A 15003-nucleotide genomic window follows, 5' to 3' on the forward strand; every position below is an offset into this window, starting at 1 on the left:
GCGGCGGCCCGCCGTCCGGGACGGCTACTGCTTGGCGGGCGTCCCCGCGGCCGGCGGCGTCGCCGCGGGAGCGGCCGGAGTGTTCGGCTGGGTGCCCGGGGTGCCGGGCTGTGCCGGGGGCACGACGGGCTGCGGCGCCGGCGGGGTCACCGCGTACAGTTCGACGCCCCACAGCGAGTAGCCGTACTTGGTGGCCCGGGACACGCCCTGCATCCGCACGAACTTGACGTTCGCGGCGTCGAAGCGCACCGTCTCGTCGCCGCCCTTGCCGTTGTCCACCCGTGCCGCGGTCGTCCAGGTCACCCCGTCCGCCGAGGTCTGGATCTTGTACGACGCGGCGTACGCGGCCTGCCAGTGCAGCACCGCCGCCCCCAGGTGGACGGCCTGCGGCAGCTCCAGCTGCACCCAGGCGTCGTCCTTCGCGGGCGAGGACCAGCGGGTCTTCGGGTCGCCGTCGGCGACCGCCGAGGCCGGGAAGTTCGACGTCTCGTCGCCGGAGGAGGTGGCCTTCGCGCCGAGCGCCAGGTCCGGGCCGCTGGTCGGCGGCACCACGTGCACCTGGAGCACCTGCTTGACGACGGTCGAACCGGCCATGAACTGCACCGGCACCTGGTACGTCCCGGACGGCGTCCCGGGCGCCGCGCTGACCAGCAGCGGCACACCCACCTTGCCGCCGCGCGGCACGGTCACCCCGGCCGCCGGGGCCACGGTCAGGCCCTTCGCGACGGCCGGCACGTCGGCCTGGATGGTGCCGCTGGTGCCCTCGGGGCGGCCGGCCTCGACCGTCGCCCGCGTCTGGGCGGGCGCGGGCGCGCCGGTCACCACGTCCAGGGACGGGTCGGCCAGGGTCAGCCGGGCCGCCGGGGCGTCCGCGTACCAGGGGATCACCTGGTTGACCACCGGCGCGTCGCCGCCCGGCTTCCAGGCCAGCCGGAACGCGTCGGCGCTCTGACCGCCGGCCGGCAGCTCGTTGTAGCCGGGGTTCACGGTGCCGATCTCCACCCAGGTGCCGTCCGGGCGCCGCACCGAGACGGTCGCGGTGGCCCGCACGCTCGGGTCGGTCAGCACGGTGAGCCGGTCCAGCGGCCGGGCCGAGCCCAGCTCGACGGTCAGCGGCTCGTCCTGCGCGGTCGGCGGCTTGGCCGCCCGGTACGCGGTGTCCGGGTTGCCGTCCAGCACTGCGGCCGGCGAGGAGCCGGGCAGCGCGGCCGGGCCGCCGGTGACGCTGGCCGGGGCGTCGTCCGGCGCGGTCACGGTGAACTCGCGCACCGCCACGGCGGTCTTCTGCGCGGCGGTGGCGCGCAGCCGCACCGCCCGTACCACCGTGCCCGCGGGCAGCTGGGCGCTGACCGTCTTCTGGCTCTTCACCACGGCCAGCTGCTGCCAGCCGCCCTCGCCGCTGGTGTACTCCAGCACGCCGTCGCGGATGTAGTCGTCGACCGCGCTCTGCGCGTCCGGGCCGTCGCCCCAGCCGCCCATCAGCACGGTGACGTTGCCGACCGGGCGTGCGGCGCCGAGGTCCACGCCGACGGCGTCGCCCGGCTGCGGGGGAGCGGAGCTCCAGTAGAAGGTGTCGGCCGCGCCGTCGGTCATCAGCGCCGGCAGGTGGTCGTGCGCGGTGCCCATCGTGGTCGTCGGGGTGACGCGCCCGCCGCCCACGCCGGCCCAGTTGTCGGCGGCCTTCACCGCGCGCTCCAGGAACGGGCCGAGCACGCCCGCGCCGATCGTCGCAGGGCTCTGGGCCAGCAGCTCGCGCAGTCGGTTCAGCTCCACCCGGGCCTTCCACGCGGCGGCGCCGTCGCCGCCGTGCTGGGCCAGCAGCATGTCCAGCGCGGCCTGCCCGGCGAGCCCGTAGTCGCGCAGCGGCGCCAGCCACGGCGCGGCCTCGGCGGCGAGGGCGGAGGTCGCCTGGGTGTCGGCCAGGGTCTGCTGGGCCTTGGCCATCGCGCCGAAGGCGTCCCGCAGCGGGGCCGCCGCCTCGATGAGCTTGGCGAGGTCCGGCCCGGCGCCCGAGGTGGGCTCGGCGGTGGCCCAGAACTTGTCGAGCAGCGGCGTCAGATAGGCCGACTCCTGCTTCGACAGCGGCGAGGAGGAGCTGTTCCCGGCCAGCGCGGTGACCGCCGACAGGGCCGTCCCGGCGGGCGTGGCGCCGGAGCCGGTCGGGCCGGCCAGCGAGCGCAGCGAGGCCTGCCAGGACTCGTCCGGCTTGTAGCCCGCCGGGTTCCAGGCGAAGTCGCCGGCCGTGGCCAGGGCTATCCGCGAGGCCACCGGCTGCTGCATCGCGCCGGTCAGCATCACCGCCGAACGGGTGGCCACCTCCGGGTCGCGGCCGGTGTAGGCGCCGAGGAAGAGCCGGTCCGGGCTGGCGTCGTTGACCGGGTAGTTGTCCATGGTGACCAGCGGGTGCCCGTACAGGCCTGCGGTGTCGGCCGTCTGAGTGCCCGTGATCTTCTCCGGGATCACCCCGACCCCGCTCCACGCCACCTGCACCCCGGCCGGCAGCGCCTCCGCCAGTGCCTTGCGGTACGGCGTCGTCCCCGACTGGTGGTACTCGGTCGGCACGACCGACAGCGGCGCCAGGCCCGGGTTCTTCGCGATCAGCCGGTCCTGCACCTTGGCCGCCAGGGCGGCCTGCGCCTTCGCGGCGGCGGCCGGCCCGGTGCCGTACGCCGAACGGTCGTCGCCGCAGTGCCACTCGTCGTAGCTGACGTCCAGGAACTGCAGCTGGAACGCGGTGAAGCCGAGCGCGCGCAGCCCGTCCAGCTTCGCCACCAGGGCGTCCACGTCCTTGCCGGAGCTGAAGCAGAACGACTGCCCCGGGTCTATCGCGTAGCCGAGCGTGACGTGGTTCTGCGCCGCCCGGCCGCCCAGCGCGCGCAGCTCCGCCGCCCTCTCCGCCGGGTACGCGTCGCGCCAGCGGGACAGCCGGTACGGGTCGTCACCGGGCGCGTAGAGGTAGAAGTTCTGCTTGGACCGGCCGAGGAAGTCCACCTGGTCCAGCCGCTGCTGCGCCGTCCACGGCGTGCCGTAGAACGCCTCCGCGGTGCCCCGCACCGGCGCCCCCGACGGCCAGTCGCGCAGCGTGATCCCCGGCAGACCGAGCCCCGACGCACCCGGCGCCTGCCCCTGTCCGGCCGGCACCGCGGCCAGCAGCTGGCGCAGGCTCTGCGCCGCGTAGAAGGTGCCCGCCGCGTCCGCGCCCGCCAGCACCACCACGCCGTACGTCCCGCCGCCCTGCGCGGGCAGCTGACCCGCCGACAGCACGTAGCCGCCGATCGGCATCCCGATCAGCGACGGCGCCTGGGCGTCCTTGCCCCCGGCCGCGACGGCCAGGTCGCGCAGCGCGCGGTCCGTGGTGGCGTCCGCACCCTCGGTCGGCCCGCCGACGTACACCACCAGCGAGCCGGCCTCCGGCGCGCCCGCGTCGACCTGCGGGATCACCGACGTCGCCCCGGCGATCCCCAGCACCTCGCGCACGGCGTCCACCGCGCCGTGGTCCGCCTTCGGCGCGGTCACCAGCGTCACGGCGGCCGGCACCGTGACCGCCTTGCCCGCCACGGTCTGCTCCTGCGGACGCGGGAACACCTGCGGGTTCGTCACACTCCCCAGCGGCGTCTGCGGGGCGGTACTGACCACCTCCGGCCCCGACGCCTCCGCGTACGCCGCCGACGGCGTGACGCCGGCCATCAGCCCGCCGACCACGGCCGCCGCCGCGACACCCGCCGCGATCTGCATCGTTCGACGCCCCGGCCGCCCCGCGGCCCGATCGGCCCGCTCGGCCCGTACCGACGCCAGCAGCGGCTCGGTCCCCTTCAGATCCGCGATCAGCCGGTCCGCCGTCTTCGGCGCCAGCTGACGGCACGTCCGCGCGGTCGCCCGCCGCGCCGCCAACGCCGCGGGGTGATACAGCACCTCCCGCAACGCAGCACTCTGTTCCAACTGATGCCGTAGCCGCCGCCCGGCCACCACGGACACTCGAGCTTGCACAGGAGCCTCCTCGCCAGGCCTTGACCACATCCGGGCAAGCCCACCAGCTACCCAACCCGGTGTCAACGCCGACGACGGGTATGCCGAGTTTGTCCTTTTTGATCATGCCCGGCCTCCTGGCCCCGGTCGACCCGCACTCGTGTCGCGCAGGGTCATCGGGCCGTCACGCGGGTAGGACTGTGGTCGTCCTGACCAGGCGTTGCCGAGACATCGCAGGAGCCGCGAGTGGCCGCTTATCTCGATCGTGACGGAGCCGACGGGCTGAAGGTGCCGACGCAGGACGCGCCGGCGCCTCCCGCCGAGCTGGTGGCGCTGGCGCAGGCGTACGGGGTGGACACCCGGGATCCGGGGCCGGGAGGTGTGCCGGTGGGGGCGCGGACGCTGGTGGCGGTGCTGGCGGCGCTCGGGGTGGCGGCGCGGACGCCGGAGGAGGTGCGGGAGGCGCTGGAGCGCCACCGGGCCGAGCACCAGGCCCGGTTGCTGCCGCCGTGCGTCGTGGTCCGCGCCGGGCGGCGGACGGCGCTGGACGTGCCCGCCGACGCGCGCCTGCACGTGGAGCTGGAGGACGGCGGGGTGTGGGAGCTGCCCCGCGGCCACTCGCACTGGCTGCCGGCCGATCTGCCGCTCGGGCGGCACGTCCTCAAGGCCGAGACGAGCAGCGGCAAGGCCCGGGCGGCGCTCATCGTCGCGCCCGAGAAGCTCCCCGAACTCCCGGGCCGCAGCTGGGGGTTCCTCGCCCAGCTGTACTCCGTGATGTCCGACCGCTCGTGGGGCATGGGCGACCTCGGCGACCTCGCCGACCTCGCCCAGTGGGCGGGCGCCGACCTCGGCGCGGGCTTCGTCCAGATCAATCCCCTGCACGCCGGCCTCCCCGGCGCCCCCTCCGACCCGTCCCCGTACCGCCCCTCCTCCCGCCGCTTCGCCGACCCCGTGCACCTGCGCGTGGAGGCCGTCCCCGAGTACGCCCACCTCACCGGCGAACAGCGCGCCGAGGTCGAGGAGCTGGGCCGCCGGGCCGACCGGCTCCGCGCCGAGGTGCTCGCGCACGACGGGCTGATCGACCGGGACGCCGTCTGGGCGCTCAAGCGCGAGGCCCTGGAGCTGCTGCACGACGTGCCGCGCGGGCCCGGCCGCCAGGCCGCGTACCGGGCGTACCGGCGCCGCGAGGGCGAGTGGCTGGAGCGGTACGCGCTCTGGAACGCGATCGCCGAGGAGCACGGCCCGGACTGGCACACCTGGCCGAAGGGGCTGCGCCACCCGGACGGGCCGCAGGTCGAACGGGCGGCGAAGGAGCTCGCCGACCGGGTCGAGTTCCACCGCTGGCTGGCCTGGCAGGTCGACCGGCAGCTCGCGGCCGCCCAGGCGGCGGCCCGGGAGGCCGGGATGCCGGTGGGCCTCATCCACGATCTCGCGGTCGGCGTCCACCCGGACGGCGCGGACGCCTGGGCGCTCCAGGACGTGCTGGCCGGCGGCATCTCGCTCGGCGCCCCGCCGGACGCGTTCAACGCCCACGGCCAGGACTGGGGCCTGCCGCCCTGGCGCCCGGACGCGCTCGCCGCCGCCGGCTACGCCCCGTACGCGGAGCTGCTGCGGGCCGCCGTCCGGCACGCGGGCGCCGTCCGGATCGACCACGTGATGGGACTGTTCCGGCTCTGGTGGGTGCCGGACGGGCACGCGCCGACGGAGGGCGCGTATGTCCGCTACGACGCGGAGGCGATGCTCGGCGTGCTGGCGCTGGAGGCGCACCGGGCGGGAACGCCGGTGATCGGCGAGGACCTGGGCACGGTGGAACCGGGTGTCCGGGAGGAGCTGGCGGCCCGCGGCATCCTCGGCACCTCCGTCCTCTGGTTCGAGCGGGACTGGCCGGCGGGCGGGCAGATCCTGGCGCCGGAGCGCTGGCGGCCGGGCTGCCTGGCCACCCTCACCACCCACGACCTGCCGAGCACGGCGGCCCGCCTGTCCGGCGAGCACGTCGAGCTGCGGCACCGGCTGGGCCTGCTGGCCCGCCCGCTGGGGGAGGAGCAGGCGGAGGCGGCGGCGGAGCTGGCGGACTGGCGTGCGGCGCTGACCCGGCTGGGGCTGCTCGCGCCGGGCGAGCCGCTGTCGATGCCGGTGCTGTACCGCTTCCTGGCCGCCACCGGGGCGGCGCTGGTCGGCGTCTGGCTGCCGGACCTGGTCGGCGACCCGCGCCCGCAGAACCTGCCCGGCACGTGGGACCAGTACCCGAACTGGCGCCTGCCGGTCGCCGACGGCGCCGGCCACCCGGTCACCCTCGACACCCTGGCCACCGCCCCCGCCGCCCCCTTCCTCGCCCACCTCCTGGCCCCCACCCCGCCCCGACCCGCCTGACACCGACCAGCCCGCTGGGCCCGCCTGTTGGGTCCGCCCGCCGGGCCCGCCCCGCCCGCCGGGTCCCCGGCTCCCGGAAGGCCGACCCCGGCGCGCGGGCGTCCATAAGCGGCGGGTAAGTTGGAAAACGTGGACAAGAGGAACGCTTTGCGAGCCGGCGCGGTCTCCGCAACGGTCACGCTGATGATGCTGCTGTCGTCGCCCGCCATGGCCCTCACCCGGGACGACGGCGACGACCCGGGTTCCGGCCTGAGCATCGGCCAGACCATCGGCCTGTACGTGCTGATCCCGATCGCGGCCTTCGCGATCATCGCCGCTCTCGCCGGCATGCCGTACGGCAAGGGCAAGAAGAAGTAGCCACCCCGGGCCACGGCTGACGCGGCGGCCCCACGGCCGCCCACCACGTTCATCAGGGTCCACCAGGACCCGCACACCCTGAAGGGGCGCCGGACCGGGTCCGGCGCCCCTTCAGGCGTTCCTGCTCCGGGTCAGCGCCCGCCGGCCGCCCGGTCGACGGCCTGGGCCTTGAGGGCGCGCTCGATCCCGGCCCGCGCCTCGACGACCTGGCGGCGCAGCGCCGGTGCCGGTTCGGCGGAGTCCAGCCAGGCGTTCGTCGCGTCCACCGTCTCCTGGGACACCTGCAGGCCCGGGTACAGCCCGCTGATGATCTGCTGCGAGATCTCGTGGCTGCGCGTCTCCCACACGCCCTTGACGGCCGCGAAGTACTTCGCCGCGTACGGGGCGAGCAGCTCGCGCTGGTCGGCCTGCTGGAAGCCGGCGATCGTCGCGTCCTGGACGTAGTTGGTGAGCGCGTCGGACTCGACGACCGCGGCCCAGGCCTCGGCCTTGGCCTCGGCGGTCGGCCGGGCGGCACGGCAGGTGGCGGCGTGCTCCTGGCCGGCCGCGGTGTTGTCCCGCTCCAGCTCCGCGGCGATCAGAGCCTCGTCGGCGCGGCCGGTGGCGGCGAGCCGGGTGAGCAGGGTCCAGCGCAGTTCGGTGTCGACGGCGAGGCCCTTGATCTCCACGGACCCGTCCAGCAGCCCGGCGAGCAGGTCGAGCTGCCCGTCGGTGCGGGCGACGGTGGCGAGGGCGCGGGCCCAGGCGAGCTGGTGGTCGCTGCCGGGGTCGGCCGCCCGCAGGTGCTCCTCGGCGGCGGCGGCCCAGCGGGCGAGGCCCTGCTCGCGCCAGTCGGGGTCGGTGTACGCGTCGAGGGCGAGCTTGACCTGACGCTGCACGGACTGGACGACGCCGATGTCGCTCTCGCGCCCGATGCCCGAGAGGGCGAGCGACAGGTAGTCGCGGGCGGCGAGTTCGCCGTCGCGGGTCATGTCCCAGGCGGAGGCCCAGCACAGGGCGCGCGGCAGGGAGTCGGTGAATCCGCCGAGGTGCTCGGTGACGACGGCGAGCGAGTCCTCGTCGAGCCGGATCTTGGCGTAGGAGAGGTCGTCGTCGTTGAGCAGCACGACGGCCGGCCGGTGCCGCCCGACGAGCTCCGGCACCTCGGTGCGCGGCCCGTCGACGTCGAGCTCGATCCGCTCGGTCCGCACCAGTGCGCCGTCCGCCAACTCGTAGAGCCCGATGGCGATCCGGTGCGGGCGCAGCACCGCCTCGCCCTTGGCGCCGGCGGGCAGCGCGGGGGCCTCCTGCAGGACGGTGAAGGACTCGATCTCGCCGTCCGTGTTGAGCACGACGGCGGGCCGCAGCACGTTGATGCCGGCGGTCTCCAGCCAGGCCTTGGACCAGGCCTTCAGGTCGCGGCCGCTGGCCTCCTCGAGCGCTCCGAGCAGGTCGCCGAGCCGGGTGTTGCCCCAGGCGTGGCGCTTGAAGTAGGCCTGCACGCCCTGGAAGAAGGCGTCCTGGCCGACGTAGGCGACGAGCTGCTTGAGCACCGAGGCGCCCTTGGCGTAGGTGATGCCGTCGAAGTTGACCTGGACGTCCTCCAGGTCGTTGATGTCGGCCATGATGGGGTGGGTGGACGGCAGTTGGTCCTGCCGGTAGGCCCAGGTCTTCATCTGGTTGGCGAAGGTGGTCCACGAGTGGGGCCACTTCGAGCCGGGGGCCTCGGCCTGACAGACGGCCTCGGCGAAGGTGGCGAAGGACTCGTTGAGCCAGAGGTCGTTCCACCACTCCATGGTGACGAGGTCGCCGAACCACATGTGGGCGAGCTCGTGCAGGATCGTCGCGGCGCGGGACTCGTACGCGGCGTCGGTGACCTTGGAGCGGAACACGTACTGGTCGCGCAGGGTGACGGCGCCCGCGTTCTCCATCGCGCCGGCGTTGAACTCCGGGACGAACAGCTGGTCGTACTTCGCGAACGGGTAGGGGAAGTCGAACTTCTCCTGGAAGTAGTCGAAGCCCTGCTTGGTCACCTCGAACACGGCCTCGGCGTCGAGGAACTCGCGCAGCGAGGGCCGGCAGTAGACGCCGAGCGGCACTTGCTGGTCGCCGTTCTCGTAGGTGTCGAAGACGCCCACGTACGGGCCGGCGACGAGCGCGGTGATGTAGGTGGAGATCCGGCCGGTCGGCTCGAACGTCCAGACCTGGCTGTCGCCGTCGCCGGTCGGGACCGGGGTCGGCGAGTTGGAGACCACGACCCAGCCCCTGGGGGCAGTCACGGTGAACGCGAACGTGGCCTTCAGGTCGGGCTGTTCGAAGGAGGCGAAGACGCGGCGGGCGTCCGGCACCTCGAACTGGGTGTACAGGTAGGTCTCGCCGTCGACCGGGTCGACGAACCGGTGCAGGCCCTCGCCGGTGTTGGTGTAGGCGCAGTCGGCGACGACGCGCAGCTCGTTCTCGGCCGCGAGGTTCGGCAGCGGGATCCGGCTGTCGGCGAAGCTCGCCGGGTCGAGCCGCTCGCCGTTGAGCGTGATCTCCTCGACGCTCGGGGCGACGAGGTCGATGAAGCTGTCCGCACCGGGGGTGGTGGCGGTGAACCGGACCAGGGTGGTGGACCGGAAGGTGCCTCCCTCGCGGGCCGAGCTCAGGTCGAGCTCGATGTCGTACGCGTGCACGTGCAGGAGATCGGCCCGGGTACGGGCCTCCTCACGGGTCAGGTTGGTGCCGGGCACTCGCTGAACTCCTTCGTCGGGCTGGTGTTGCGCATCTTCCCATGCCCAACGGACGAGGCGGCCGAATAATCGCGGGCGGACGAACGAAGGCGGGGCGGGCCGAGCCCGAAGGCCCGTACCCGCCCCGCCCACGAAAGGACGTCAGTCCGGCATCACGTCACTTCTTCGCCCACTTGGTGAGGGGCGAGTCCGAGTCGAACCGGCTGAAGCTGTAGACCGTGCTGCCGTCCGCCGGCATCAGGTACTCGTTCAGGGCGGCGCCGATGTCGAGACCGTCGGGCATGGCCATGGTTCCGAGGTCGGTCATCGAGCCGTCGGTCGGCGAGAGGGTCACCAGCCGCGCGGGCTTCTTGTAGCCCTGGGGGAGGATCGCGCGGACCTTGCCGTCCTTGTCGGTGCCGGAGACCAGTCGGATGTCTTCGTTGGACTGGCCGTTGGTGGCCGACCAGATCCGCTTGCCGGTGGTCAGGTCGTACGCGTTGATGGCGGACTTGGTGCCGCTGGCCTGCGCGTACAGGATGTTGCCGCTGACCACGTTCGCGCTGATCGCGTCGCCCTGGCCGGACAGGCGCAGGCTGTCCGAGCCGGGCTCCTTGACCGACATGGGCTTGCCCGGCTTGTTGCTCTTGTCGAACGGCAGGACGTAGTCGCCGTTCGGGCCGTTCGTGACGAGCACCACCAGCGGCTGGTCGGAGACGACCTTGTCGACCTGCTCGATGCTGCCGGTGAGCGCGATCGGCGTGCTCTTCTGCGTACCGGTGTCGGAGTCCACGACGTACAGCTGCGACTTGGGGCTGCTCTCGTAGCAGCGGTCGCTGACCACGATCTGGGCGCCGGCGGCACGGCCGGACACGCTGCAGCTGCTGTCGCGCGGCTTCCACTGCCAGACGCCGCTGCCGTTGTCGATGCTCACCGCGCCGACCAGCCGGCCACCGATGGCGACGACCTTGTCGGTGACGCTGAGGGTCGGGTTGGAGAGCCGGTCGTTGGTGACCTTGGCGCTCCAGGTCAGCTTGCCCGTGGTGAGGTCGACGGCACCGAGGGTGGAGCAGTCGCTGTCACCGGTGTTGAAGGCGACGGCGCCGATGTTCTTGGAGTTGGTGCTGTACGACGCGGCGCACAGCTCCTTGGCGCCGGACGGTACCGGGATGGTCCACGCCTCCTTGCCGTCCGCCAGGTTGTAGGCGCGGATGCCGCTGGCGTCCACGCGCACGGTGATCTTGTCGGTGCCCCAGATGCCGAGCATCTCGTTGGAGTCCGTACGGGCACCCTTGGGGACGCTCCAGGCGACGTTGTAACCGGCGCCGCCGGGCCCCGGGCCGCCGCTGTTGCCGCCGGCCACGCTGCTGGTGCCGGGGGTCGGGCCGCCCGGCCCGGCCGTGCCGCTGGTGGTGCCGCTGGTGGTGCCGCCGGAGTTGGCGCTCGGGGTGTCGGGGTCGTCGTGCTGGGTGAACAGCACGACGAGCCCGGCGACGATGGCGACCGCCAGCACACCGCCGATGATGCTGCCCCACAGCATCACGGGGTTGCGCTGCTGGGGTACGGCCGGTATCGGCGCGGTCTGGTAGGCGTACCCGGGCTGCTGCTCCTGCGGGTACCCGTAGGAGCCGCCGAAGGCCTGGCCCGCGTCAGGAGCGGCGTACGAGCCGCCGGGCACCGGGTCGTACGGGCCGACGGGCGCGCCGGCCGGGGGCGGCGGGGCCTGCGAGGGGAAGGCGGCCGCGGTCGGCGCGTAGGCCGCGCCACCGCCGGGCGGCGCTGGCGGCTGGGCCGGCGGCGGGCCGGCCGGTGCTCCTGGGACCGCCGATCCGTCGAGCTGTGTCATCTGGTCCGCGACGGCGGCCGGGTCGGTGCCGGGCTGGCGCCCGAACGAGACGCCCCGGTTGTTCTGCGGGCCGCTGCCGGGCGTTTCGCCTGTCCCCGGCGTAGGGTGATCCCCTGCCATCTGATTCCCCGTCATGTCTGGATTCGTCCCCCTGCCGGTCTCGTCCGGGTCCGGTGGGACGGGTGAGATTGGGCACCATGGTAGTGGTGACTGGTTTTCGGCTGCCGACAGGAGCCCGAAAGCCCCTCCGGACCCCCTCGGGATCTCCCCGTCACACGGTGTTGACCACGGCACCCGATCGCCCGCCCGCCGCCGCGGCGCCCTCGCGGGCCGCACCACCCGATCGCCCAACCGCCACCCCAACCCCCGTCCCGGCGCCGTAGGCTTCAGGAGTTCAAGGGGACGCCCGCCGGAGGGGTCCCCGCCCCTTGGGATGGTGGATCATGGCGACGGACACACCGGGCTCGCAGTCATCACTGCACCGGGCGAACCTGGAGCGGGTGCTGCGGGCGGTGCGGATGGCCGGCTCGCTGACCCAGGCCGAGATCGCCCGCGGCACCGGGCTGTCCGCGGCCACCGTCTCCAACATCGTGCGGGAACTGAAGGAGAGCGGCACCGTCGTCGTCGCCGACACCTCCTCCGGCGGCCGCCGGGCGCGCAGCGTCTCGCTCAGCGGCGACGCCGGCATCGTGGTGGGCATCGATTTCGGCCACACCCATCTGCGGGTCGCCGTCGGCAACCTGGCGCACCGGGTGCTCGCCGAGGAGAGCGCCCCGATCGACGTGGACGTCTCGGCCGCGCAGGGCTTCGACCGCGCGGAGGCGATGGTCGACCGGCTGCTGGAGCAGGCGGGCTTCCGCCCGGACAAGGTGATCGGCGTGGGCCTCGGCGTGCCCGGCCCGATCGACGTGGAGACCGGCGCGCTCGGCTCCACCGCGATCCTGCCCGGCTGGACGGGCATCGCCCCGGGCCGCGAGCTGGCCGAGCGGCTCGGCATGCCGGTGCACGTGGACAACGACGCCAACCTCGGCGCGCTCGGCGAGCTGGTGTGGGGCGCCGGCCGCGGCCTGAGCGACCTCGCCTACATCAAGATCGCCAGCGGTGTTGGCGCCGGCCTCGTGGTGAACGGCCAGATCTACCGCGGCCCGGGCGGCACCGCGGGTGAGATAGGGCACATCACCCTGGACGAGGCCGGGCCGGTCTGCCGCTGCGGCAACCGCGGCTGCCTGGAGACCTTCGTGGGCTCCGGCTACCTGCTCTCCCTGCTCGCCTCGACCCTCGGCCCGGACCTCACACTGCCCCGCGTGGTCGAGCTGGCCCACCAGGGCGACCTCGGCTGCCGCCGGGTGATCGCCGACGCGGGCCGCCAGATCGGCACCGGCGTCGCCACCCTCTGCAACCTGCTCAACCCGCGCCGGGTGATCCTCGGCGGCGACCTCGCCGAGGCCGGTGAGCTGGTGCTCGCCCCGATCCGCGACTCGGTGGCCCGCTACGCCATCCCCAGCGCCGCCCGCCAGCTGTCCGTGGTGCCCGGCACCCTGGGCGGCCGTGCGGAGGTGCTGGGCGCGCTGGCTCTGGTGATGAGCGAGATGGGGGAGTCGGGCGCGCTCGCCGCCGCCGCCGTCAACCGGGCTTGACGCGACCCGGTCCCGGACAACCCCTCTCACCTCGGGGATCGCCGGTGACCGGCGGGTGGCACCGGGCGCGCCGCTCGGTGTCCGGCAAGCGGACATTAGACTCGACCGGTCGGCATGGACCGCGACCGCCAAAGCGGACCGTCTGAGCGCGCCGACACACCGGGCAGCGACGCCCGTCGGACCGCCCCGGTCCGCGAACACTGAACGAGGAGGAACGGGTGGCCCTGCTGACCCGCATTCGGGGACCGCGCGATCTCGACCGGCTCACGCCCGGACAGCTGGCCGCACTGGCCCAGGAGATCCGGACCTTCCTGGTGACCGAGGTCTCCAAGACGGGCGGCCACCTCGGCCCCAACCTCGGTGTGGTCGAGCTCACCATCGCGCTGCACCGGGTGTTCGACTCCCCGCGCGACCGCATCCTCTTCGACACCGGCCACCAGAGCTACGTCCACAAGCTGCTCACCGGCCGCCAGGACTTCTCGAGGCTGCGGATGAAGGGCGGTCTGTCCGGCTACCCGTCCCGCGCCGAGTCCGAGCACGACGTGATCGAGAACTCGCACGCCTCCACCGTGCTCTCCTACGCGGACGGCCTGGCCAAGGCCAACCAGCTCCGGGGCACGAACGACCCGGTCGTCGCGGTCATCGGCGACGGCGCGCTCACCGGCGGCATGGCCTGGGAGGCGATCAACAACATCGCCGACGCCAAGGACCGCCCGGTCGTCATCGTCGTCAACGACAACGAGCGCTCCTACTCGCCGACCATCGGCGGCATGGCCAACCACCTCGCCACGCTGCGCACCACCCAGGGCTACGAGCGCTTCCTGTCCTGGGGCAAGGACGCGCTGCAGCGCACCCCGGTGGTCGGCCAGCAGCTGTTCGAGACGCTGCACGGCGCCAAGAAGGGCCTCAAGGACTTCATCGCCCCGCAGGGCATGTTCGAGGACCTCGGCCTCAAGTACATCGGCCCGATCGACGGCCACGACTTCACCGCCCTGGAGTCCGCGCTGACCAAGGCGCGCGGCTTCGGCGGCCCGGTGATCGTGCACTGCCTCACCGAGAAGGGCCGCGGCTACCACGCCGCCGAGAGCAACGACGAGGACCGCTTCCACGCGGTCGGCGTGATCCACCCGGAGACCGGCCTGCCGATCAAGAGCGCGGGCAAGGACTGGACGTCCGTCTTCGCCGAGGAGATGGTCGCGATCGGCCGCGAGCGCGAGGACGTCGTCGGCATCACCGCCGCGATGCTGCACCCGGTCGGCCTCGCCCCGTTCGCGAAGGCCTTCCCGGACCGCATCTTCGACGTCGGCATCGCCGAGCAGCACGCCGTCACCAGCGCGGCCGGCCTGGCCACCGGCGGCCTGCACCCGGTCGTCGCGGTCTACGCGACCTTCCTCAACCGGGCCTTCGACCAGGTCCTGATGGACGTCGCCCTGCACAGGCTGGGCGTCACCTTCGTGCTCGACCGCTCCGGCGTGACCGGCCCGGACGGCGCGTCGCACCACGGCATGTGGGACATGTCGATCCTCCAGGTCGTCCCGGGCCTTCGGCTGGCCGCCCCGCGCGACGCCGACCAGGTCCGTGCCCAGCTGCGCGAGGCCGTCGAGGTCAGGGACGCCCCGACCGTCGTCCGCTACTCCAAGGGCACGGTCGGCCCGGCCGTCCCGGCGGTCGGCCGGATCGGCGGCATGGACGTGCTGCGCGCCGCCGAGGAGCCGAGCGGTGCGCACCGCGCCGACGTGCTGATCATCTCGGTCGGCGCGATGGCCGCCACCAGCCTGGAGACCGCCGACCTGCTGGCCGCCCAGGGCATCACCGCGACCGTGGTGGACCCGCGCTGGGTCAAGCCGGTGGACCCGGCCCTGCCGGGCCTCGCCGCCGAGCACCGCGTGGTCGTCACGATCGAGGACAACGGCCGGGTGGGCGGCGTCGGCGCCGCCGTGGCCCAGGCGCTGCGGGACGCGGACGTGGACCTGCCGGTGCGCAACTTCGGCATCCCGCAGGAGTTCCTGGACCACGCCAGCCGGGACGAGATCCTGGCCGAGACCGGCCTGAACGCCCCGGACATCGCCCGGAAGGTGACCGCGCTGGTCGCCGGCCTGGACAAGGCCTCCGCCGAGGCCCGGGTCGAGGCCTGAGG

Annotated in this window: 7 protein-coding genes; 4 read left to right on the forward strand and 3 right to left on the reverse strand. The window is 73.9% G+C overall.

Translation table 11 applies throughout. The features are described 5' to 3' along the window. Positions 1 to 24: 24 nt before the first annotated feature. Positions 25 to 3912, reverse strand: a complete 3888-nt coding sequence (locus F7Q99_RS19540; protein WP_195911116.1) for a beta-N-acetylglucosaminidase domain-containing protein — start codon at positions 3910 to 3912, stop codon at positions 25 to 27. Between the two features lie 342 nt (positions 3913 to 4254). Here F7Q99_RS19540 and malQ point away from each other — a divergent pair, with 342 nt between their 5' ends. Continuing rightward, on the forward strand, positions 4255 to 6336 hold the full coding sequence (gene malQ / locus F7Q99_RS19545; RefSeq protein ID WP_407697865.1) for a 4-alpha-glucanotransferase: 2082 nt from the start codon (positions 4255 to 4257) through the stop codon (positions 6334 to 6336). 129 nt (positions 6337 to 6465) lie between these two features. Beyond that, entirely contained in the window at positions 6466 to 6693 is a 228-nt protein-coding gene (locus tag F7Q99_RS19550) for a hypothetical protein (protein WP_326846884.1), read from the forward strand. A 131-nt stretch (positions 6694 to 6824) separates the two neighbouring features. On the opposite strand, the gene pepN is transcribed toward F7Q99_RS19550, so the two are convergent. After that, positions 6825 to 9404 carry an aminopeptidase N gene (gene pepN, locus F7Q99_RS19555; protein ID WP_326846885.1) on the reverse strand — a complete coding sequence of 860 codons (2580 nt, stop codon included), beginning with the start codon at positions 9402 to 9404 and terminating at the stop codon, positions 6825 to 6827. Between the two features lie 157 nt (positions 9405 to 9561). After that, entirely contained in the window at positions 9562 to 11349 is a 1788-nt protein-coding gene (locus tag F7Q99_RS19560) for an outer membrane protein assembly factor BamB family protein (RefSeq protein WP_153463142.1), read from the reverse strand. Between the two features lie 323 nt (positions 11350 to 11672). Here F7Q99_RS19560 and F7Q99_RS19565 point away from each other — a divergent pair, with 323 nt between their 5' ends. Together F7Q99_RS19565 and dxs are read left to right on the forward strand one after the other, a co-directional pair. After that, positions 11673 to 12866, forward strand: a complete 1194-nt coding sequence (locus F7Q99_RS19565; protein ID WP_153463144.1) for an ROK family transcriptional regulator — start codon at positions 11673 to 11675, stop codon at positions 12864 to 12866. Positions 12867 to 13084: 218 nt separating this feature from the next. Next, positions 13085 to 15001 (forward strand): 1-deoxy-D-xylulose-5-phosphate synthase, encoded by a 1917-nt coding sequence (gene dxs, locus F7Q99_RS19570; protein WP_326846886.1) that lies wholly within the window; start codon positions 13085 to 13087, stop codon positions 14999 to 15001. Positions 15002 to 15003 lie beyond the last annotated feature (2 nt).

It is taken from the genome of Streptomyces kaniharaensis, assembly GCF_009569385.1.
GTDB lineage: Bacteria > Actinomycetota > Actinomycetes > Streptomycetales > Streptomycetaceae > Kitasatospora > Kitasatospora kaniharaensis.

Bases quoted from the DNA above. Each gene is read 5' to 3' on its own strand.
- F7Q99_RS19560 (WP_153463142.1), bottom strand. From the start codon at position 11,349: ATGGCAGGGGATCACCCTACGCCGGGGACAGGCGAAACGCCCGGCAGC.
- F7Q99_RS19565 (WP_153463144.1), top strand. From the start codon at position 11,673: ATGGCGACGGACACACCGGGCTCGCAGTCATCACTGCACCGGGCGAAC.